This is a genomic window from Streptomyces sp. NBC_00569 (genome assembly GCF_036345255.1).
In the GTDB taxonomy this organism is placed as follows: domain Bacteria; phylum Actinomycetota; class Actinomycetes; order Streptomycetales; family Streptomycetaceae; genus Streptomyces.
Genome location: NZ_CP107783.1, coordinates 2,944,806 through 2,962,672, shown reverse-complemented (window position 1 = coordinate 2,962,672; position 17,867 = coordinate 2,944,806). Strand labels below are relative to the sequence as shown.

Sequence of the window (17,867 nt, the reverse complement as noted above, 5' to 3'; positions counted from 1 at the left end):
CGCCCCGCATCGCACCCTCATCAGCACGCAGCGAAGGAGCCCCTGATGGGCATCACCGTCAACGGCCTGGACGAACTGAAGAAGCTCGCCGGCAGCGACCTGGGTTCCAGTGAATGGACCGACGTCACACAGGAGCGGATCGGCACCTTCGCCGACGCCACCGGTGACCACCAGTGGATCCACACCGATCCCGAGCGTGCCAAGGAAGGGCCCTTCGGCGCGCCCATCGCGCACGGCTATCTGACGCTCTCCCTCTTCATCCCGATGTTCACCGAGCTCCTGGACGTGGAAGGCGTCACCACCAAGGTCAACTACGGCCTGAACAAGGTCCGTTTCCCCGCCCCCGTGCCGGTCGGCTCCCGCATCCGCCTGGCCGCGAGCCTCGCCGGGGTCGAGGACGTGCCGGGTGGCGTGCAGATCACGGTCGACGGCACCGTCGAGATCGAGGGAGCGGCCAAGCCCGCATGCGTCCTGCAGAGTGTCTCCCGGTTCTACGTGTAGAAGATTCAGATTGCACGAGACGTATCGTCTCACTTACGGTGGCGTCATGACCGTCCCCAGGAACGCCCATATCGCCATGTTCTCCATCGCTGCCCACGGGCACGTGAACCCGAGCATCGAGGTGATCAGGGAGCTCGTCGCCCGCGGGCACCGCGTGACGTACGCGATCCCGCCGCAGTTCGCCGAGAAAGTGGCCGAGACCGGGGCCGAGCCGAAGATCTGGCACTCGACGCTGCCCACCGACGACGACCCGGACGCGTGGGGCACGGAGCTGATCGACCACCTCGAACCCTTCCTCACCGACGCGGTCCAGGCGCTGCCGCAGCTCATCGACCTCTACGAGGACGACGAGCCGGACCTCGTCCTCTACGACATCACCGCCTACCCCGCCCGCGTCCTGGCCCACCGCTGGAACGTCCCGATCGTGCAGTTCTCGCCGAACCTCGTGGCCTGGGAGGGCTACGAGGAAGAGGTCGGCAAGCCGATGTTCGAGCCGTTGAAGCAGACGCCGCGCGGCAAGGCGTTCTACGAGAACTTCGAGCACTGGATCCGGTCGAACGGGATCGACCGTTCCGTCGAGGACTTCATGGGCCGCCCCGGCCGCTGCCTCGTCCTCATCCCCAAGGCGCTCCAGCCGAACGCCGACCGGGTCGACGAGAGCCGTTACACCTTCGTCGGTGCCTGCCAGGGCGAGCGGGCGGCGCAGGCCGAGTGGCAGCGCCCGGCCGGCGCGGAGAACGTCCTGCTCGTCTCGCTCGGTTCGTCCTTCACCAAGCAGCCGGCCTTCTACCGCGCCTGCATCGAGGCCTTCGGCGACCTGCCCGGCTGGTATGTGGTGCTCCAGGTCGGCAAGTTCGTCGACGAGGAGGAGCTCGGTGAGATCCCCGCGAACGTCGAGGTGCACCACTGGGTACCGCAGCCGGCGATCCTCAGGCAGGCCGACGCCTTCATCACGCACGCGGGCGCGGGCGGCAGCCAGGAGGGCCTCGCCACCGCGACGCCGATGGTCGCGGTCCCGCAGGCCGTCGACCAGTTCGGCAACGCCGACATGCTCCAGGGGCTCGGCGTCGCACGCCACGTACCGATGGAGGAGGCCACGGCCGACAAGCTCAGGGAGACCGTGCTCGCCCTGGTGTCCGACCCCGAGGTGGCGCGCCGCCTCCAGGAGATCCGGGCGGAGATGGAGGGCGAGGGCGGTACCCGGCGCGCGGCGGACCTCGTCGAGCGGTTCGGCGGCCTGGTTCCACGAGAGGCGTGAAGTGATCGCGCGTTTTAGGTAACGGTGAGGTCATTCCGTAACGCTCGGGTAACGCAGGTGGTGCCTGGCGAAGACATCGACTTGGTCATGGGGTTCGACCGTTACCCCCGGCCAAAGGTTGCACGCTGCGCTACTTGAACCTCATGTGAAGGGCTTTCTAGCGTGAGATGAACTCACGTCGAACGCCAGGAAGTTGACCAGCCATGCGCCGAGACATACCGCCCCTCGACGAGGTGCGCCGCATCACCCAGAAGAAACGGGACGCGTGGTGGACCGTGCTCCTCGTCGACCCGGTCGCCACGCCGCTGGTGCGGCTGACGGCGATGCGTACGAGGATCACACCGAACCAGATCACCTGGGGCGCCTTCGTCCTGGGCCTCGGCTCCGCCTTCTTCTTCTGGCTGGGCGACTGGCGCTGGCTCATCGCCGGCGCCGTCGTCTACCACCTGTCGTTCGTCCTCGACTGCATGGACGGCAAGGTCGCCCGGCTCACCGGTCAGGGGTCGGTCTTCGGCGCCTGGCTGGACTTCGTCTTCGACCGCATCCGCGTCATGGTGTGCGGAGTCGCGCTCATGGCGGGCCAGTACGAACGCACCGGTGACGAGCTCTACATCTGGCTCGCCCTGGCCGTCGTCGGTCTCGACACCCTGCGCTACATCAACTCCCTGGAGATCTTCAAGATCCGCCATTCCATGCGCAAGCAGATCAAGGAGCGGGTCAAGGAGGCACGGCGCGCCGAGAACGAGGCCGAGCTCGCCTTCATGGAGGACCTCCTGCGCGACAACCCCGAGGCGGACATCGAGCAGGACCTCCAGAAGGCACACTCGGCCCAGGGGATCGCGGAGGCCGCACCGCAGCCCGCGCCTCAAGTGGTCGACCTGCACCAGGAGTTCAGGAGTCGCTTCCCCGTATACCTGCGGATGCGCTCCTTCCTGCTCCGTCACCGCATCCGTACCCATCTGATCAGCGGGATCGAGTTCCAGATGGGCGTCTTCATGATCGGCCCGCTGATCGACCAGGTCCTGTGGGCGACCGTCGTCTCCGGAGCGCTCCTGCTCGTCTTCGAACTCGCCATCGTCTACAAGCTGTTGCTGTCGACCCGCGACTTCACGCGCACGATCGACTCGTTCGCGGAGCGCGGCCGGCGAGCCGCGACGGCCTGAACGCGAGGGGTGCCCCGCCGGACCCGACGGTCCCGCGGGGCACCCCCGGCGCCCACCTCAGCCGAACGCCGCCGTCACACCCCCACCCTCTCGTCCGTCACGGCCGGCGGGGGAGCGGCCACCTCGTCGTGCGTCAGGTCGGGCAGCCGGTGCAGCCACTTCGGCAGGTACCAGTTCCGCTCGCCGAGCAGCGCCATCACGGCGGGGAGCAGGATGCCGCGGATGACCGTCGCGTCGATGAGCACCGCGGCCGCCAGGCCCACGCCCATCTGCTTGAACGACTGCATGGACAGCGTCCCGAAGATCGCGAAGACGGCCACCATGATGACCGCCGCGCTGGTGACCACACCCGCGGTCGTCACCACGCCGTGCGTGATGGCGTCCCTGTTCGTACGTCCCTGGAGCCGCGCCTCCCGGATGCGCGACACCACGAACACGTGGTAGTCCATCGAGAGCCCGAAGAGGATCACGAAGAGGAACAGCGGCAGCCAGGAGATGATCGCGCCCACGCCCTCCGCGCCGACCAGGGACGCGCCCCAGCCGTTCTGGAAGACGGCGACCAGGATGCCGTAGGCGGCGCCCACGGACAGCAGGTTGAGGGCGATCGAGGTGATCGCCACCGTCAGTGAGCGGAACGACAGCAGCATCAGCAGGAACGCGAAGACCACGACGAACGCGAACACCGGGACCACCGAGCCGACGATCTGGTCGTTGAAGTCCTTCGATCCCGCGACCTGACCGGTGACGGGCGCCTCGACCCCGTCGACCTTGCCGAGCGTGTCCGGGCGCACCCGGTCCCTGATCAGCGCGAGGCTCTTCTCGGCCCGGTCCTGGTCGGAGCCGCCGACCAGCGGGACGCTGATGAACGCCACGTTCTCGCGGCCGTGCACGGCGAGGTCCACCGGGCCGCGCGACGCTCCCGAACTCACTGCCTCCGCACGGAAGTCGGCGATCGCGCTCCGCACCTCGGGGGCGTTGATGTCCGCGGCCCTGACGACCACCTCGGCCGGCTCGGAGCCGCCGGGGAACGCCTCGTTGAGCCGGTCGTACGTGGCCACGATCGGCAGCGAATCGCCGAACTCCTGGTCCAGGGTGAGGTTCTGGGTCTTCATGCCGAGCGCCGGGGCGGTCACCGCGAGCAGCGCGCCGATCGCGACGACCACGGACACGGCGGGTCGGGCGAGGACGACGCGCAGCACGGCCTGCCAGAACCGGCTGCCCTCCGGAGCCCCGGTCCCGGCACGTCGCCTGCCGCGGTTCAGGAACGGCAGCCGCCCCTTCTCCACGCGCTCGCCGAGCAGTGAGAGCAGTGCCGGCAGCACCGTCACGGAACCCACCATGGCGACCGCCACGACCATCAGCGAGGCGAGACCCATCGCCTGGAACTCGGCGAGTCCCGTGAACAGCATGCCCGCCATCGCCACGCAGACGGTGACGCCCGAGACGATGATGGCCCGGCCGCTCGTCGCCGCCGCCACCCGCAGCGCGGTCTGCGGGTCGTGGCCCTTCATCCGCTCCTCGCGCTCGCGCCGCAGATAGAACAGGCAGTAGTCGACGCCGACCGCGAGACCCACCAGCAGCATCACGGAGTTGGCGGTGTCGCTCATCGGCTGGAGATGGCTGACGATGCCCATCAGGCCCATCGTCGCCATGATCGCGGTGATGGCCAGGGCCACCGGCAGGAGGGCGGCGACCAGCGCGCCGAACGCGATGAGGAGGATGCCGAGCGCGACCGGGACCGCCGAGTACTCGGCCCGCTGGAAGTCGTTGCCGAAGGCGTCCTCGAACGTCTTGCCCATGCTCGCGCCGCCGATCTCCTCGATCCGCAGCGAGCCATGGGTCCGCTGGACCTTCTCGACGGCCTTGAGCACCGGTTCCACGCGGTCGCTCGCCGTGCCGGGGTCGCCGCGCATGTCGAACCGGACGAGCGCGCTGCAGCCGTCCTTGGAGATGGTCTTCGCCCGCGGGTCGTAGGGCGACGTCACGTTCGTCACGGCGCCCGAGCCCTGGACCGCCTTCACGACCTCGTCGACGGCCCGCCGGAAGTCGGCGTCCGTCGCCCGCACGTCGCCGTGCCTGCCCTGGACGAGCACGGTCTCGCCCGCGGGCTCCTCGATGCCGGCGTCGTCGATGATGCGCGCCGCCTGTGTGGTCTCGCCCTGGAGCTGATCGCTGTCCGACACGTCGACGCGGCCGGCGGCCGAACCGATCCCCATGGCCAGGACCACGAACAGCACCCAGATCCCCACGGCAGCCCATCGGTGCCGCACACTCCAGCCGCCGGCCCGGGCCGCCAGGCCCCGTACCCGCGTGTCTCGGTTCCCCATGACGGGCTGCCCCCTTGTGTGCGGTGACAGCACCGTGCCGTCACCTCCGTATCGAAGGTATGGGCCCGATAAGTGCGTCTCGTCGTGCTGTCCGGTGAGCCGGCGGGGGCCCGGCTCCTCCTTGCGGGCGGGGTGCGCTCCCCACTCAGGAGGATTCAAGTCCCCTACATCTATAGGGAATTCCCGGAGTCCGAAGTGTCGGCCGAAGCCCGAATTGTTATTACGAAGGCTTGTTGAACAAGTCACAGCTGTATGTAGGTCTTGATCTGGTCGCGTCAATCGGACAGGGTTTCGTGCCAACCCCCGGAGATCTTCCGGAGATTGCCGGGGGATGCATGAGATCCATCAGTGAACCCCCCACAAAACCCCCCACAGAAACCACGAGGAGACCCCTCTTCATGGCAAATCACAAGCGTGCCCGCAGCACGATGAAGCTCACCGCGGCGATAGCCACCGCTGCCACCGCGGTCGGAGTGACCGTCTTCGCGGGCTCCCTGGCCGGCGCCTCGACCCCGGCCGAGGGCAAGGTCTACGGGCTCGACGCCAAGGGCGCCGTCTCCGGCAGCTACGTCGTGCTGCTGGACCAGAAGGCGAACACGGACGCCAAGCAGGACCTCGCCAAGGAGTACGGCGGCAAGCTGAAGCGCGCCTACTCCTCCGCCGTCAACGGATTCTCCGTGAACGGCCTCTCGGAGACCGAGGCCAAGCGCCTCGCCGCCGACTCGTCGGTCGCCAAGGTCGTCCAGAACAAGAAATTCCACATCGACGCGACCCAGGACAACCCGCCGTCGTGGGGCCTCGACCGCATCGACCAGGCGGACACCGCGGGCGACAAGAAGTACACCTACCCGGACAGCGCCGGTGAGGGCGTGACCGCGTACGTCATCGACACCGGCGTCCGCGTCAGCCACAAGGACTTCGGCGGCCGCGCCACCTCCGGCTTCGACGCCATCGACAACGACGACAACGCCGACGACGGCAACGGCCACGGCACGCACGTCGCCGGGACCATCGCCGGTGAGGCGCACGGCGTCGCCAAGAAGGCGAAGATCGTCGCCGTCCGCGTCCTCGACAACGAGGGCTCGGGCACCACCGAGCAGGTCGTCGCGGGCATCGACTGGGTCACCAAGAACCACAAGGGCCCGTCCGTCGCCAACATGTCCCTCGGCGGCGGCGCCGACGAGGCGCTCGACGCGGCCGTGCAGAAGGCCATCGCCTCCGGCGTCACCTTCGCGGTCGCCGCGGGCAACGAGTCGACCGACGCGTCCGGCGGCTCCCCGGCCCGCGTCAAGGAGGCCATCACCGTCGCGTCCTCCACCAAGGACGACAAGCAGTCCGACTTCTCCAACTACGGCTCCGCCGTGGACATCTACGCCCCCGGTTCGGACATCACCTCCGACTGGAACACCGGCGACGACGCCACCAACACCATCTCCGGTACGTCGATGGCGACCCCCCACGTGGTGGGCGCCGCCGCCGTCTACCTGGGCGGTCACCCGGACGCGACCCCCGCGGACGTCTCCAAGGCACTGACCGACGGCGCGACCCCCGACAAGATCTCCAACGCGAGCGAGGGCACGCCGAACAAGCTCCTCAAGATCGTCGAGTAGCACGCGCAGCGCCCCTGACCGGCGGTCGCCGTGCCCTCCCCCACGGGGCGCGGCGGCCGCCTATCGTGTCCCCATGGCGACAAAGGCGTACGCGGCACTGCTCCGCGGCATCAATGTGGGCGGCAGCAAAAAGGTCCCGATGGCGCGGCTTCGCCCCCTGATCGAAGGGCTCGGGCACGGCGACGTACGGACATATCTCCAGAGCGGCAACGCGGCGTTCAGCAGCGAACACGGCGACGAGGAAACCCTCGCGGCCCAGCTGAGCGAGGCCATCGAGAAGGAGTTCGGGTTCGCCGTGGACGTGATCGTGCGCGACCACGCCTACCTGGCGTCGGTCGCGGCCGCGTGCCCCTTCGACGCCGGCTCGCTCGAAGCCAAGCAGTTGCACGTCACCTACTTCTCCGGGCCCGTCGACCCCGAGCGGTTCGCCCCCGTCGACCCGGCCGCGTTCGCCCCCGAGGACTTCCGGCTCGGCCCGCGCGAGCTGTACCTCTACGCCCCCGAGGGCCTCGGCCGCTCGAAGCTCGCCACCGTGCTCGCCCGGCCCGCCCTGAACAAGGGCCTCATCGCCACCACCCGCAACTGGAACACCGTCGTCAAGCTCGTGGAGATGACCGGTGCCTGAGCTCGACGCCGCCGTCGAGGCCGCCATCGAGGGTGAGCTGCGGCTGCTCGACCCGGCCGTGCGCCGCTCCCCGGAACTGCTCGGCGCGCTGCTGCACCCCGAATACTTCGAGTTCGGCGCGTCGGGCCGCCGCTGGGACCGCGCCTCGATCATCGCCGAGCTCTGCGCCACGCGCGAGCCGGGTGTGCGGCCCCTCACCGTCTCGCGGATGAAGGGCGTGCGGCTCGGCCCCGGAATCGTCCATCTGACCTTCGACACCGACCTCAACGGCGTCTGCGCACACCGCAGTTCACTCTGGCGGCAGGGTGACGAGGGCTGGCTGCTCTACTTCCATCAGGGGACACCGTTCAGCCGGGAGTGAGCGCCGCGCGGTGACGTCGGTACGCCGGCCTCAACGGGAGCGGCGGCGGACCCCGAGGGCGACGCCCGCGACGACGCAGGCACCGAGGGCTCCGGTGACCGTGACCAGGACGTACGTGGGATACATGTCGTCGCCCGACGGGTACCGCTCGCCGCAGAGCCGTACCGCTCCGGGGTGGCCGCGGTCGGCCTCCAGACACACCCGGTGGCCGGGCCCGGGGCTGCCGGGGCCCGTGCCCAGCGCTCTCCTGACGGTGTGCCGGTGCCCCTGGACCTCGTACGTGATCACCTGCTCGTCGCCACTCCTCGGCACCTTCTCGACGGCGGTGACCACGCCGGTGACGCGGACCGGAGCCGCGTCGATCCGCTCCGCCTGCCGCCACTGCCGGGAGGCCGAGCAGCCGCCCGGAACCGCCACGAGCAGGCAGAGGAGTCCGGCCCCCCAGAGGGCCAGGCGTGTACGCACGGGGAGCAGGCTGGCACGCCTGTGTGCGCGGGGCGCGAGAGTTTACCCGATCGTGAGTGGCCCCTACAGCCTTCTGTGACAGGCTCGTTGGCATGCGCTACCTCATCATCGGAGCAGGAGCGGTCGGCGGCGCCGTCGGCGGCCGGCTCGCACAGGCCGGGCACGATGTCGTCCTCGTCGCCCGCGGCAAGCAGTACGAGACACTGCGGGACCACGGGCTGCGGCTCGTCACCCCCGACGGCCCGCACGTCCACCGCCTCCCGGTCGTCGCCGGGCCCGAGGAACTCGGCGAACTGAGCCCGGACGACGTCCTCGTGCTCGCCGTGAAGACCCAGGACAGCGTCGCGGCGCTCGAGGCGTGGGCCGGGCGGCCGGTCGCCGGAGGCGGCACCGCCGCCGAGCGGCTGCCGCTGGTCTGCGCGCAGAACGGAGTGGAGAGCGAGCGCCTCGCGCTGCGGCTCTTCCGGCGCGTGTACGGCATGTGCGTGTGGCTGCCCGCCACGTTCGTCGAGCCCGGCGTCGTGTCCGCCGCGGGCACCCCGCTCACCGGCATCCTGCACATCGGCCGGTACCCGGCGGGCACCGACGAGACTGCCCATCGCATCTCCGCCGACCTGGAGAAGTCCTGCTTCGAGGCACCCGTCGTGCCCGAGGTGATGCGCTGGAAGTACGCCAAGCTCCTCGGCAACCTGGCCAACGCGATCGAGGCCGTGTCCGGGGTGATCACCAGCGAGGAGGGGCTCGCGCTCTACGGGCGCGCCCGCGCGGAGGGCGAGGCCGTGCTCGGCGCGGCGGGCATCGCGTTCGCCTCCAAGGAGGAGGAGAAGGAGTCGCGCGGCGACAAGATCCGGTTCGAGCCCTTCGACGGCTCGGAGCGCAGCGGCGGCTCGTCGTGGCAGTCCCTCAGCCGGGGTACGGGCACCATCGAGTCCGACTACCTCAACGGCGAGATGGGACTGCTCGGACGGCTGCACAGAGTGCCCACCCCCGTCAACGACGCCCTGCAGTCGGTGGCCGACCGCTTCGCCCGCGAGCGCCGGCCGGCCGGGTCCATGACGATCGCGGACCTCGTGGCGGAGGCCGACACGGCGACGCGGTAGCTGTCGCATTTCTTCAAGCCGCCGGCGGCCCCCGCGCGAGACGCTCTCCGCATGGAAACCGAGTACACGTCCATGATCGAGTACACGTCGATGAAGGAATGCGCCGCAGAGGCCGCCAGGGTCGCGCGCGGGGTCGACGCGGCGCGCCTGCCCGAGCCGAGCGGCTGCGGTGACTGGGACGTCCGCACCCTCGTCAACCACTGGGTCCTCTACTCCGCGCACGGCCTGGAGCACCGCGCCCTGCGCAAGCAGCTCCCCGACGAACTCACGGCCCGCGACTTCACCGCCGACACCGACTGGGCCGAGGCCTACGCGGCACAGCTCGAACGGGCCGTCGCCGCCTGGTCCGACCCGCGGGTCTGGGAGGGCGTGATCGACCTGGGCTTCGCGAAGTCGCCCGCGCCCGAGATCGCCCGCCTGCTCGTCGCCGAACTGGCCCTCCACGGCTGGGACGTGGCCCACGCCACCGGCCAGACCTTCCGGCTCCCGGACGACGCGGCCCGCCTGCTGCTCGACGTGGTCGAGGCGAACGCGGAGGAATACCGCCGGTACGAGGGCTTCGCCGACGCGGTCCCGGTGCCGGACGACGCGCCCTTGTTCCATCGGGCGGTTGCGCTGAGCGGGCGGGATCCGCGCTGAACGGCGAAGAGAACCGAATGCCTCGGAGGATCGGGAGGTCCAGGAGGAACTGAACGGCTCGGGGAAGACGGGAGGAGGGGACGGCGCTCTCCTGACGCGTCGCGTCAGGCGCCCACCGCCACCAACTCCCGTACCGTCGCCGCCTCATAGCGGCGCACGAGCAGCCGTGCCACCTCCGGGGCCGGGCCCAGTACGTCCGCGAGGACGTCCGCTTCAAAGGCGCCGCGGGCGATGCGGTCCGGGAGGAAGCCGGGGGCCAGGACGTAGGGGGCGACCGCCACCCGGCGGACGCCGTCGGCGCGCAGCTGTGCCACGGCGTCCTCCGTGCGGGGCAGAGATGCGGAGGCGAACGCAGGTCGCACGGCGCACCAACCGGTGTGCCGCCACTCCCGCGCGATTTCAGCGATCACTGCGATCGCCTCCGGGTCGGTGGAGCCCGCCGAGGCCAGGACGACCCCGGTCGTGGGCTTGTCGGCCGGGGTGAGCCCGGCCTCGTACAGACGGCGTTCGAGCGCCGCCGTCAGGAGCGGCGAGGGGCCGAGCACCTCCGCCTGGCGGATCCGCAGCCGGGCCGGGGCCTGCCGCAGGACCGCCGGGATGTCCGCCTTCGCGTGGAACGCGCGCGTCAGGAGCAGCGGGAGCGCGACCACGTCACGCACGCCCTCTGCCGCCAGGGACTCCAGGACGCCGTTCACCGAGGGGACGTTGAAGTCCAGGAACCCCGTCTCCACGCGCAGCCCCGGCCGCAGCGCCCGTACTTCGCGTACGAGCGCGTCGACCGTCGCGGCATGGCGCGGATCGCGGCTGCCGTGAGCGATCACGAGCAGGACCGGGCGGGCGGGGCGCTGGTGCATGGCGGGGTCAGCTCCTCACCAGGAGGCCGCGGCTGCGCAGGACGCGCCGCTCCAGGGGACTGAAGATCAGCAGGTCGATGGCGATGCCGACGATCAGGATCAGGAAGATGGCGAGGAAGACCATCGACATGGAGCTGGCGTTGCGGCCGTTCTCCAGGAGCTGTCCGAGGCCGATGCCCAGGTCCGGCGACGAGGCGATGATCTCCGCGGCCATCAGCGAGCGCCAGGAGAACGCCCAGCCCTGCTTCAGACCCGCGAGATAGCCGGGCAGCGCGGCCGGGAGCACGATGTGCCAGGTGTGCCGCAGGCCCGTCGCGCCGAGGGTGCGGCCGGCCCGCAGGAACAGCGGCGGCACCTGGTCGACGCCCGACACCAGGCCGTTGGCGATCGAGGGGACCGCGCCGAGCAGGATCACGGCGTACATCATCTTGTTGTCGAGGCCCAGCCAGATCACGGCCGGCGGGACCCAGGCGACCGAGGGCAGCGACTGGAGGCCGGAGAGGATCGGGCCGATCGCGGAGCGGATGAAGCGGACCCGGGCGACGACCAGGCCGAGCGGGGTGCCGATCGCCAGCGCCAGCAGGAAGCCGAGCAGGCCGCGCGACACACTCGTCCAGATGTAGTCGAGCAGCGTCCCCTGCAACCACGCGTCGGACACCTCGGCCCACACCGCGGACGGCGAGGGCAGCTTGCTCGGGTCGTCGACGATCTTGAACGACACCAGTCCCTGCCACACGACCAGGACCAGGAGCACCGCCGTCAGCGGCGGCAGCACCTTCTGGACCAGCGTCTGGCGCAGTGGGGTTCGTGCGGTCTGCACGGTCTCCAGGGCGTCGAGCCCCGCTTCGAGACCGGCCAGGTCCTGCCCGGGGGCCGCGTCCTCGACGGCGCCCGTGTCCTTGCTCGCGGTCGTCGTCTCAGTGCTGGCCATGGCGGCGGATCTCCCCACGCAGTTGTTCGGTGATCTCGACGGACAGTTCCGCCACGGCGGTGTCCTCGATGCGGCGCGGCTGCGGAATGCCGACCCGCCACTCGTGCGCCACCCGGCCCGGCCGCGAAGAGAGCAGTACGACCCGCTCGGCGAGCCGCACCGCCTCGCGGACGTTGTGGGTGACGAACAGGACGGAGACGTTCGTCTCGCGCCAGATGCGGGTCAGCTCGTCGTGCAGCACGTCGCGCGTGATGGCGTCGAGCGCGGCGAACGGCTCGTCCATCAGCAGCAGCTGGCTGTCCTGCGCGAGCGCCCGGGCCATCGCCACGCGCTGGCGCATACCGCCGGACAGCTCGTGCACCCGCTTGCCGTACGCGCCGTTCAGGCGGACGAGCTCCAGGAGCTCCTCCGCCCGGGTGCGGCGGTCCGCCTTCGGGACGCCGCGCAGCTTCAGGGCCAGTTCGATGTTCTTGCCCGCGGTCAGCCACGGGAAGAGGGCGTGCTCCTGGAACATCAGGGCCGGCCGGCCCTGCGTGCTGATCTCGCCGGACGAGGGCCGGTCGAGGCCCGCGACCAGGTTGAGCAGCGTCGACTTCCCGCAGCCCGAGGCTCCCAGGAGGGTGACGAACTCGCCCGGAGCGACATCGAGCGTGATGTCGTCCAGGACGAGCTGCTGCCCGGCGGGCGTGGCGAAGGACTTCGAGACGTGCTCGATCCGCGCGGCGTGGCCGGTGGTCTGCGTGCCGCCGTCCGCGGCCTTGGCGAGGGTCGTTGCCATGGTCGTCACCTCCTGGGAACTCAAGCGATTACGGGCTTGCCTGACGCGGTTACTTGACGCCGAGGCCGGCGTCGGCGACCGCGCCCTTGCCCTCGGCCTTGAGGACCTTGTTCAGCGGTGCGAGGTCGTAGATGCCCTTGAGGTCGGGCTTCTCCAGCAGGCCCGCCTTCACCGCGTGCGCCGCCTCGGTGTCGAGGGTCGAGGCCAGCGGGTCGTCGGTGAACCGGATCGACTTCCACGCCGGGTCGAGCACGTCCGTGGGCAGCGCCTTGCCGGAGTCGGCCGCCAGCTGCTTGTTGGCCGCCGACTTCGCCTCGTCCGGGTTGGCGTTGATCCACGCGTTCGTCTTCACCGAGCCGCGCAGCACGGCCTCGACAACGTCCGGGTGCTCCGTGAGGAACTTCTGCGACACGATGATGTTCGTGATCACGAACTTCTTGCCGGGCCACAGGTCGGACTCGTCGAGGAGGACCTTGCCGCCCTCGGCCACGAGCTTGGAAGCGGTCGGCTCCGGCACCCAGGCGCCGTCGACGGAGCCGGACTTGTAGGCGTCCGGGGTGATCTTGTTGTCCGTACGGACCACGGAGACGTCGCCCTTGCCGCTGTTGGCGTCGACCTTCCAGCCCTTCTCGGCGATCCAGTTGAGGAACGCGACGTCCTGCGTGTTGCCGAGCTGCGGGGTGGCGATCTTCTTGCCCTTGACGTCGTCCAGGGACTTGATCGTCTTCGGGTTCACCACGAGCTTCACCCCGCCGGACGCCGAACCGCCGATGATGCGAAGGCTCTTGCCCTGGGACTTGGTGAAGCCGTTGATGGACGGCGAGGGGCCGATCCAGCCGATGTCGATGGAGCCGCCGTTGAGCGCCTCGATCTCGGACGGCCCCGCGTTGAAGACCTGGTACTTGGCCTGCGTGCCCTTGAGCTCCTTCTGGAAGAAGCCCTTCTGGTTGCCCACGAGGGCGGTCCCGTGTGTCAGGTTGCCGAAGTAACCGATCTTCACGGTGTCGGCGGAGAGCTTCTTGCCCTTGGCGGCGACGTTCGTCTTGTCGGACGTGTCGTCCTTGGACTGTGAGCCGTAGCTGCAGGCCGTCGCGGCGAGCGCGAGGAGCGGCAGGGCGGCGACGGCGGCGAGGCCGCGGCGCCAGGAGGCGGAGTTGGCAGGCACGGGAGGTGTTCCTCTCGTTGGCCCGGCGGTCACGCTCTCAGGGCGTGGCCGGGAGGTCGGCAGGGTTTCGTCTTCGTACGAACAGGTCGCGGGGGGTGTGGGCGCGCAGGCAGTGCGCGTACGTCAGCACGCACATCGCCCGACCCCGCCCTGGCCCGCGCCGAGGGCGCCGCTGCCGACGCGGCCGCCCTCTTTCGCGAACGTCGCATAGACGTCGATGGAGTTCATGACTAGAAGTCCCAGCCGTCGTCGTCGGCGGCCTGCGCGGACTCCTCCGCGTGGGCCGCCTGCGGCTTGCCGCCGAACGCCTCGCCCGCCATGCCGGCGGCGAGCGTCGTCCCGTCGGCCGGGTCGATGAGGAGGAACGAACCGGTGCGGCGCGAGTCGGCGTAGTCGTCGAGCGCGATCGGCTCGGCGGTGCGGACCTTGACGCGGCCGATGTCGTTGGCGACCAGCTGCCCCGGCTCGGGGTGCTGGGACAGGTCGTCCAGGGTGAGCCGCGAGGGGATCTCCTTGACGATCGCCTTGACCGTGCGCGTCGTGTGCTTGAGGAGCACGCGCTGGCCGACGGCGAGAGGCTGGTCGGCCACGTGGCAGACGGTCGCCTCGACGTCCTGCGAGGTGGCGGGCGCGTCGCCGCTCGGCACGATGAGGTCGCCGCGCGAGACGTCGATGTCGTCCTCCAGGAGGAGGGTCACCGACTGCGGCGTCCACGCCACGTCGACCGACCTGCCCAGCAGGTCGATCCCGGAGACCTTCGACGTGCGGCCCGACGGCAGTACCGTGACGGACTCGCCGACGCGGAACGTGCCGGCCGCGATCTGGCCCGCGTAACCGCGGTAGTCGGGGTGCTCGGCGGTCTGCGGGCGGATGACGACCTGGACGGGCAGCCGCGCGTGGCAGCTCGTCAGGTCGTGGCTGACCGGTACGGTCTCCAGGTGCTCGAGGACGGTCGGGCCGCCGTACCAGTCCATGTTCGCGGACGGCTCCACGACGTTGTCACCGGCGAGCGCGGAGATCGGGATCGCGGTGATCTCGGGAACACCCAGGTCGGATGCGTACGCCGTGAACTCCTCGGCGATCTTCGCGAAGACGGGCTCCGCGTAGTCGACGAGGTCCATCTTGTTCACCGCGAGCACCACGTGCGGGACGCGCAGGAGCGCGGCGACCGCGGCGTGCCGGCGGGTCTGCTCGATGACGCCGTTGCGGGCGTCGACGAGGACGACGGCGAGGTCGGCGGTGGACGCGCCGGTCACCATGTTCCGGGTGTACTGCACATGGCCCGGGGTGTCGGCCAGGATGAACCGGCGCCGGGGCGTGGCGAAGTAGCGGTAGGCGACGTCGATGGTGATGCCCTGCTCGCGCTCGGCGCGCAGGCCGTCGGTGAGCAGCGCCAGGTCGGGCGCCTCCTGACCGCGGTTGCGGGACGCGTGCTCGACGGCCTCCAGCTGGTCCGTGAGGACCGACTTGGAGTCGTGCAGCAGGCGGCCCACGAGGGTGGACTTGCCGTCGTCGACGGAACCGGCGGTGGCGAACCGCAGCAGGGTGGTGGCCGACAGGTCGGCCAACTGCTCTGTGGTGGTGCTCATTTAGAAATACCCCTCGCGCTTGCGGTCTTCCATCGCGGCCTCGGACATCTTGTCGTCGGCGCGGGTCGCGCCCCGCTCGGTGAGCCGGGAGGCGGCGATCTCGGCGATCACGGCGTCCAGCGTCGTCGCGTCGGAGTCGACGGCGCCGGTGCACGACATGTCGCCGACCGTGCGGTAGCGGATGAGGCGCTTCTCGACGCTCTCGCCCTCCTTGGGGCCGCCCCACTCACCGGCGGTCAGCCACATGCCGGAGCGCTGGAAGACGTCCCGCTCGTGCGCGAAGTAGATCCCCGGCAGCTCGATGCCCTCCCGGGCGATGTACTGCCACACGTCGAGCTCGGTCCAGTTGGACAGCGGGAAGACGCGCACGTGCTCGCCGGGGGCGTGGCGGCCGTTGTACAGCTGCCACAGCTCGGGGCGCTGGCGGCGCGGGTCCCACTGGGAGAACTCGTCGCGCAGGGAGAACACACGCTCCTTGGCGCGGGCCTTCTCCTCGTCGCGGCGCCCGCCGCCGAAGACGGCGTCGAAGCGCTCCGCCTGGATCTTCTCCGTCAGCGGCACCGTCTGCAGCGGGTTGCGCGTCCCGTCCGGGCGCTCCTTGAGGGCGCCGCGGTCGATGTACTCCTGCACGGACGCGACGTGCAGCCGCAGCCCGTGCTCGGCCACGACGCGGTCGCGGTACTCCAGGACCTCGGGGAAGTTGTGCCCGGTGTCGACGTGCAGCAGCGTGAACGGCACCGGCGCCGGCGCGAACGCCTTGAGCGCCAGGTGCAGCATCAGGATGGAGTCCTTGCCGCCGGAGAAGAGGATCACCGGCCGCTCGAACTCGCCCGCGACCTCACGGAAGATGTGCACGGCCTCGGACTCGAGGGCGTCCAGGTGCGAGAGCGCGTACGGGCTGTCGGTCTCTTCGCCGGTGGTGGGTGCGACGGTCGTCATGCTGACTCCCTTTCGTTCGCTTCTCCGCCTGCGCGGCGCAGAGGTGCGGGCATCGGCGTCGTCTGTCGCGGGGTGGCCGCGTGTGCGTCGCTCACAGGACACCCCTTTCGGTGAGCAGCGCGAACAGCGCGGCCGCTGACTCCTGCACGGTCTGGGTGTGCGACTCGATGCGCAGGTCGGGAGATTCGGGTGCCTCGTACGGGTCGTCGACCCCGGTCAGCCCGGAGATCTCGCCCGCGGCCTGCTTCGCGTACAGGCCCTTCACGTCGCGCACGGAGCACACCTCGACGGGCGTGGCCACGTGCACCTCCAGGTAGCCGGTGCCGCCGGCCTGGTGGCGCTTGCGTACCGCCTCGCGGCTGTCCGCGAACGGCGCGATCACCGGAACGAGCGTCAACACGCCGTTACGGGCGAGGAGTTCGGCGAGGAAGCCGATGCGCTGCACGTTCGTGTCGCGGTCCGCGCGGCTGAAGCCGAGGCCCGCCGAGAGGAACTCGCGGATCTCGTCGCCGTCGAGCACCTCGACGCGGCGGCCGTCGGTGCGCAACTGCTCGGCGAGCTCGTTGGCGATGGTGGTCTTGCCCGCGCTCGGCAGACCCGTGAGCCAGACGGTGGCTCCGGTCACTTGCTTCTCCAGGGTCTCTGTGGTTCCGGGCATCAGCCGTGGATCCCGCACTCGGTCTTGTTGCGTCCCGCCCAGCGGCCGGCCCGCGCGTCCTCGCCCTCGAGCAGGCGCCGGGTGCAGGGGGCGCAGCCCACGGACCCGTAGCCGTCCATGAGCAGGGGGTTGGTCAGCACGCCGTGCTCGGCGACGTACGCCTCGACGTCGTCCTGCGTCCATCGGGCGATCGGCGAGACCTTCACCTTGCGGCGCTTCTCGTCCCAGCCGACGACCGGGGTGTTCGCCCGCGTCGGGGACTCGTCGCGACGCAGTCCCGTGGCCCATGCCGTGTACGAACTCAGGCCGTCCTCAAGGGGCTTGACCTTCCGCATGGCGCAGCACAGGTCGGGGTCGCGGTCGTGCAGCTTCGGCCCGAACTCGGCGTCCTGCTCGGCGACGGTCTGCCGGGGCGTGAGCGTGATGACGTTCACGTCCATCACGGCCTCGACGGCGTCCCGGGTGCCGATGGTCTCCTCGAAGTGGTAGCCGGTGTCGAGGAAGACGACGTCCACGCCGGGCCTGGCGCGCGAGGCGAGATGGGCGACGACCGCGTCCTCCATGGAGGAGGTCACGCAGAAGCGCTTGCCGAACGTGTCGACCGCCCACGTGAGGATCTCCAGGGCGGACGCGTCCTCCAGGTCGCGCCCGGCCCGCTCCGCGAGTTCCCGCAGGTCGGGCTCGGTCCGGTCGGCGACCTCAGTGGTCTGAGTAGTCGTCATATGTCTTCCCCTCCACCGTCGTTGCGCTGAACTCCCCGGGTCAGCAGCCCGAGGAACTTCAACTGGAAGGCCCGATTGCACGCCGCGCATTCCCACGCGCCGTGCCCGGTCTCGTTCGGACGCAGGTCCTCGTCACCGCAGTAGGGGCAGTAGAAGGGGGCGGCCCGCTCGCTCATACCGTG

The 17,867-nt window shown here is 70.2% G+C and carries 19 protein-coding genes; 8 read left to right on the top strand and 11 right to left on the bottom strand.

Annotated features, from left to right (window positions below; genetic code table 11):
- The first annotated feature begins 45 nt into the window (after positions 1-45).
- The 3 genes from OHO83_RS13375 (at position 46) to OHO83_RS13365 (ending at position 2,922) form a co-directional block, all read left to right on the top strand.
- The gene (locus tag OHO83_RS13375) at positions 46-501 is read left to right on the top strand and encodes a MaoC family dehydratase (protein ID WP_330279514.1); all 456 of its coding nucleotides are present in this window, start codon (positions 46-48) and stop codon (positions 499-501) included.
- Positions 502-547: 46 nt separating this feature from the next.
- A complete protein-coding gene (gene mgt / locus OHO83_RS13370; RefSeq protein WP_330279513.1) occupies positions 548-1,759 on the top strand; it encodes a macrolide-inactivating glycosyltransferase in 1,212 nt (403 codons plus the stop codon).
- 203 nt (positions 1,760-1,962) lie between these two features.
- On the top strand, positions 1,963-2,922 hold the full coding sequence (locus tag OHO83_RS13365) for a CDP-alcohol phosphatidyltransferase family protein (protein ID WP_266675124.1): 960 nt from the start codon (positions 1,963-1,965) through the stop codon (positions 2,920-2,922).
- A 74-nt stretch (positions 2,923-2,996) separates the two neighbouring features.
- Here the strand turns inward: OHO83_RS13365 and OHO83_RS13360 are convergent, their stop codons facing one another.
- A complete protein-coding gene (locus tag OHO83_RS13360) occupies positions 2,997-5,249 on the bottom strand; it encodes an MMPL family transporter (protein WP_330279512.1) in 2,253 nt (750 codons plus the stop codon).
- Positions 5,250-5,647: 398 nt separating this feature from the next.
- Here OHO83_RS13360 and OHO83_RS13355 point away from each other — a divergent pair, with 398 nt between their 5' ends.
- From OHO83_RS13355 to OHO83_RS13345, 3 genes are all read left to right on the top strand, one after another.
- Positions 5,648-6,859: a S8 family peptidase gene (locus OHO83_RS13355; RefSeq protein WP_266675126.1), complete on the top strand. Its 1,212-nt coding sequence runs from the start codon at positions 5,648-5,650 to the stop codon at positions 6,857-6,859.
- A gap of 73 nt (positions 6,860-6,932) precedes the next feature.
- Positions 6,933-7,484, top strand: coding sequence for a DUF1697 domain-containing protein (locus OHO83_RS13350; protein WP_266675127.1), 552 nt, complete (start codon positions 6,933-6,935; stop codon positions 7,482-7,484).
- A complete protein-coding gene (locus OHO83_RS13345; RefSeq protein WP_266675128.1) occupies positions 7,477-7,845 on the top strand; it encodes a nuclear transport factor 2 family protein in 369 nt (122 codons plus the stop codon). The genes OHO83_RS13350 and OHO83_RS13345 overlap by 8 nt, the downstream gene beginning before the upstream one ends.
- A gap of 30 nt (positions 7,846-7,875) precedes the next feature.
- Here OHO83_RS13345 and OHO83_RS13340 read toward each other — a convergent pair whose 3' ends face one another.
- Positions 7,876-8,310: a hypothetical protein gene (locus OHO83_RS13340; protein WP_266675129.1), complete on the bottom strand. Its 435-nt coding sequence runs from the start codon at positions 8,308-8,310 to the stop codon at positions 7,876-7,878.
- A 92-nt stretch (positions 8,311-8,402) separates the two neighbouring features.
- On the opposite strand from OHO83_RS13340, the gene OHO83_RS13335 reads away from it, so the two are divergent.
- Positions 8,403-9,410, top strand: a complete 1,008-nt coding sequence (locus OHO83_RS13335) for a ketopantoate reductase family protein (protein ID WP_330279511.1) — start codon at positions 8,403-8,405, stop codon at positions 9,408-9,410.
- A 51-nt stretch (positions 9,411-9,461) separates the two neighbouring features.
- Positions 9,462-10,049, top strand: coding sequence for a TIGR03086 family metal-binding protein (locus OHO83_RS13330; protein ID WP_266675131.1), 588 nt, complete (start codon positions 9,462-9,464; stop codon positions 10,047-10,049).
- A gap of 104 nt (positions 10,050-10,153) precedes the next feature.
- Here OHO83_RS13330 and OHO83_RS13325 read toward each other — a convergent pair whose 3' ends face one another.
- The 9 genes from OHO83_RS13325 to OHO83_RS13285 form a co-directional block, all read right to left on the bottom strand.
- Complete coding sequence (locus OHO83_RS13325) at positions 10,154-10,903, bottom strand: sirohydrochlorin chelatase (RefSeq protein ID WP_330279510.1); 750 nt, start codon at positions 10,901-10,903, stop codon at positions 10,154-10,156.
- Positions 10,904-10,910: 7 nt separating this feature from the next.
- Positions 10,911-11,834, bottom strand: coding sequence for an ABC transporter permease (locus OHO83_RS13320; RefSeq protein WP_266675133.1), 924 nt, complete (start codon positions 11,832-11,834; stop codon positions 10,911-10,913).
- Complete coding sequence (locus tag OHO83_RS13315) at positions 11,821-12,612, bottom strand: ABC transporter ATP-binding protein (RefSeq protein ID WP_266675134.1); 792 nt, start codon at positions 12,610-12,612, stop codon at positions 11,821-11,823. Before OHO83_RS13315 ends, OHO83_RS13320 begins: the two co-directional genes overlap by 14 nt.
- Before the next feature lie 49 nt (positions 12,613-12,661).
- Entirely contained in the window at positions 12,662-13,777 is a 1,116-nt protein-coding gene (locus tag OHO83_RS13310) for an aliphatic sulfonate ABC transporter substrate-binding protein (RefSeq protein ID WP_266675135.1), read from the bottom strand.
- A gap of 230 nt (positions 13,778-14,007) precedes the next feature.
- The gene (locus OHO83_RS13305) at positions 14,008-15,366 is read right to left on the bottom strand and encodes a sulfate adenylyltransferase subunit 1 (RefSeq protein ID WP_266675136.1); all 1,359 of its coding nucleotides are present in this window, start codon (positions 15,364-15,366) and stop codon (positions 14,008-14,010) included.
- Positions 15,367-16,305 carry a sulfate adenylyltransferase subunit CysD gene (gene cysD, locus OHO83_RS13300; RefSeq protein WP_266675137.1) on the bottom strand — a complete coding sequence of 313 codons (939 nt, stop codon included), beginning with the start codon at positions 16,303-16,305 and terminating at the stop codon, positions 15,367-15,369.
- Positions 16,306-16,396: 91 nt separating this feature from the next.
- The gene (cysC, locus tag OHO83_RS13295; RefSeq protein WP_266675138.1) at positions 16,397-16,963 is read right to left on the bottom strand and encodes an adenylyl-sulfate kinase; all 567 of its coding nucleotides are present in this window, start codon (positions 16,961-16,963) and stop codon (positions 16,397-16,399) included.
- Positions 16,963-17,685, bottom strand: coding sequence for a phosphoadenylyl-sulfate reductase (locus tag OHO83_RS13290; protein WP_266675139.1), 723 nt, complete (start codon positions 17,683-17,685; stop codon positions 16,963-16,965). The genes cysC and OHO83_RS13290 overlap by 1 nt, the downstream gene beginning before the upstream one ends.
- A complete protein-coding gene (locus OHO83_RS13285; protein WP_100591340.1) occupies positions 17,682-17,861 on the bottom strand; it encodes a hypothetical protein in 180 nt (59 codons plus the stop codon). The genes OHO83_RS13290 and OHO83_RS13285 overlap by 4 nt, the downstream gene beginning before the upstream one ends.
- Between the last annotated feature and the right edge of the window lie 6 nt (positions 17,862-17,867).

Bases quoted from the DNA above. Each gene is read 5' to 3' on its own strand.
- OHO83_RS13375 (WP_330279514.1), top strand. From the start codon at position 46: ATGGGCATCACCGTCAACGGCCTGGACGAACTGAAGAAGCTCGCCGGC.
- mgt (WP_330279513.1), top strand. From the start codon at position 548: ATGACCGTCCCCAGGAACGCCCATATCGCCATGTTCTCCATCGCTGCC.
- OHO83_RS13365 (WP_266675124.1), top strand. From the start codon at position 1,963: ATGCGCCGAGACATACCGCCCCTCGACGAGGTGCGCCGCATCACCCAG.
- OHO83_RS13360 (WP_330279512.1), bottom strand. From the start codon at position 5,249: ATGGGGAACCGAGACACGCGGGTACGGGGCCTGGCGGCCCGGGCCGGC.
- OHO83_RS13355 (WP_266675126.1), top strand. From the start codon at position 5,648: ATGGCAAATCACAAGCGTGCCCGCAGCACGATGAAGCTCACCGCGGCG.
- OHO83_RS13350 (WP_266675127.1), top strand. From the start codon at position 6,933: ATGGCGACAAAGGCGTACGCGGCACTGCTCCGCGGCATCAATGTGGGC.
- OHO83_RS13335 (WP_330279511.1), top strand. From the start codon at position 8,403: ATGCGCTACCTCATCATCGGAGCAGGAGCGGTCGGCGGCGCCGTCGGC.
- OHO83_RS13330 (WP_266675131.1), top strand. From the start codon at position 9,462: ATGGAAACCGAGTACACGTCCATGATCGAGTACACGTCGATGAAGGAA.
- OHO83_RS13325 (WP_330279510.1), bottom strand. From the start codon at position 10,903: ATGCACCAGCGCCCCGCCCGCCCGGTCCTGCTCGTGATCGCTCACGGC.
- OHO83_RS13320 (WP_266675133.1), bottom strand. From the start codon at position 11,834: ATGGCCAGCACTGAGACGACGACCGCGAGCAAGGACACGGGCGCCGTC.
- OHO83_RS13315 (WP_266675134.1), bottom strand. From the start codon at position 12,612: ATGGCAACGACCCTCGCCAAGGCCGCGGACGGCGGCACGCAGACCACC.
- OHO83_RS13305 (WP_266675136.1), bottom strand. From the start codon at position 15,366: ATGAGCACCACCACAGAGCAGTTGGCCGACCTGTCGGCCACCACCCTG.
- cysD (WP_266675137.1), bottom strand. From the start codon at position 16,305: ATGACGACCGTCGCACCCACCACCGGCGAAGAGACCGACAGCCCGTAC.
- cysC (WP_266675138.1), bottom strand. From the start codon at position 16,963: ATGCCCGGAACCACAGAGACCCTGGAGAAGCAAGTGACCGGAGCCACC.
- OHO83_RS13290 (WP_266675139.1), bottom strand. From the start codon at position 17,685: ATGACGACTACTCAGACCACTGAGGTCGCCGACCGGACCGAGCCCGAC.
- OHO83_RS13285 (WP_100591340.1), bottom strand. From the start codon at position 17,861: ATGAGCGAGCGGGCCGCCCCCTTCTACTGCCCCTACTGCGGTGACGAG.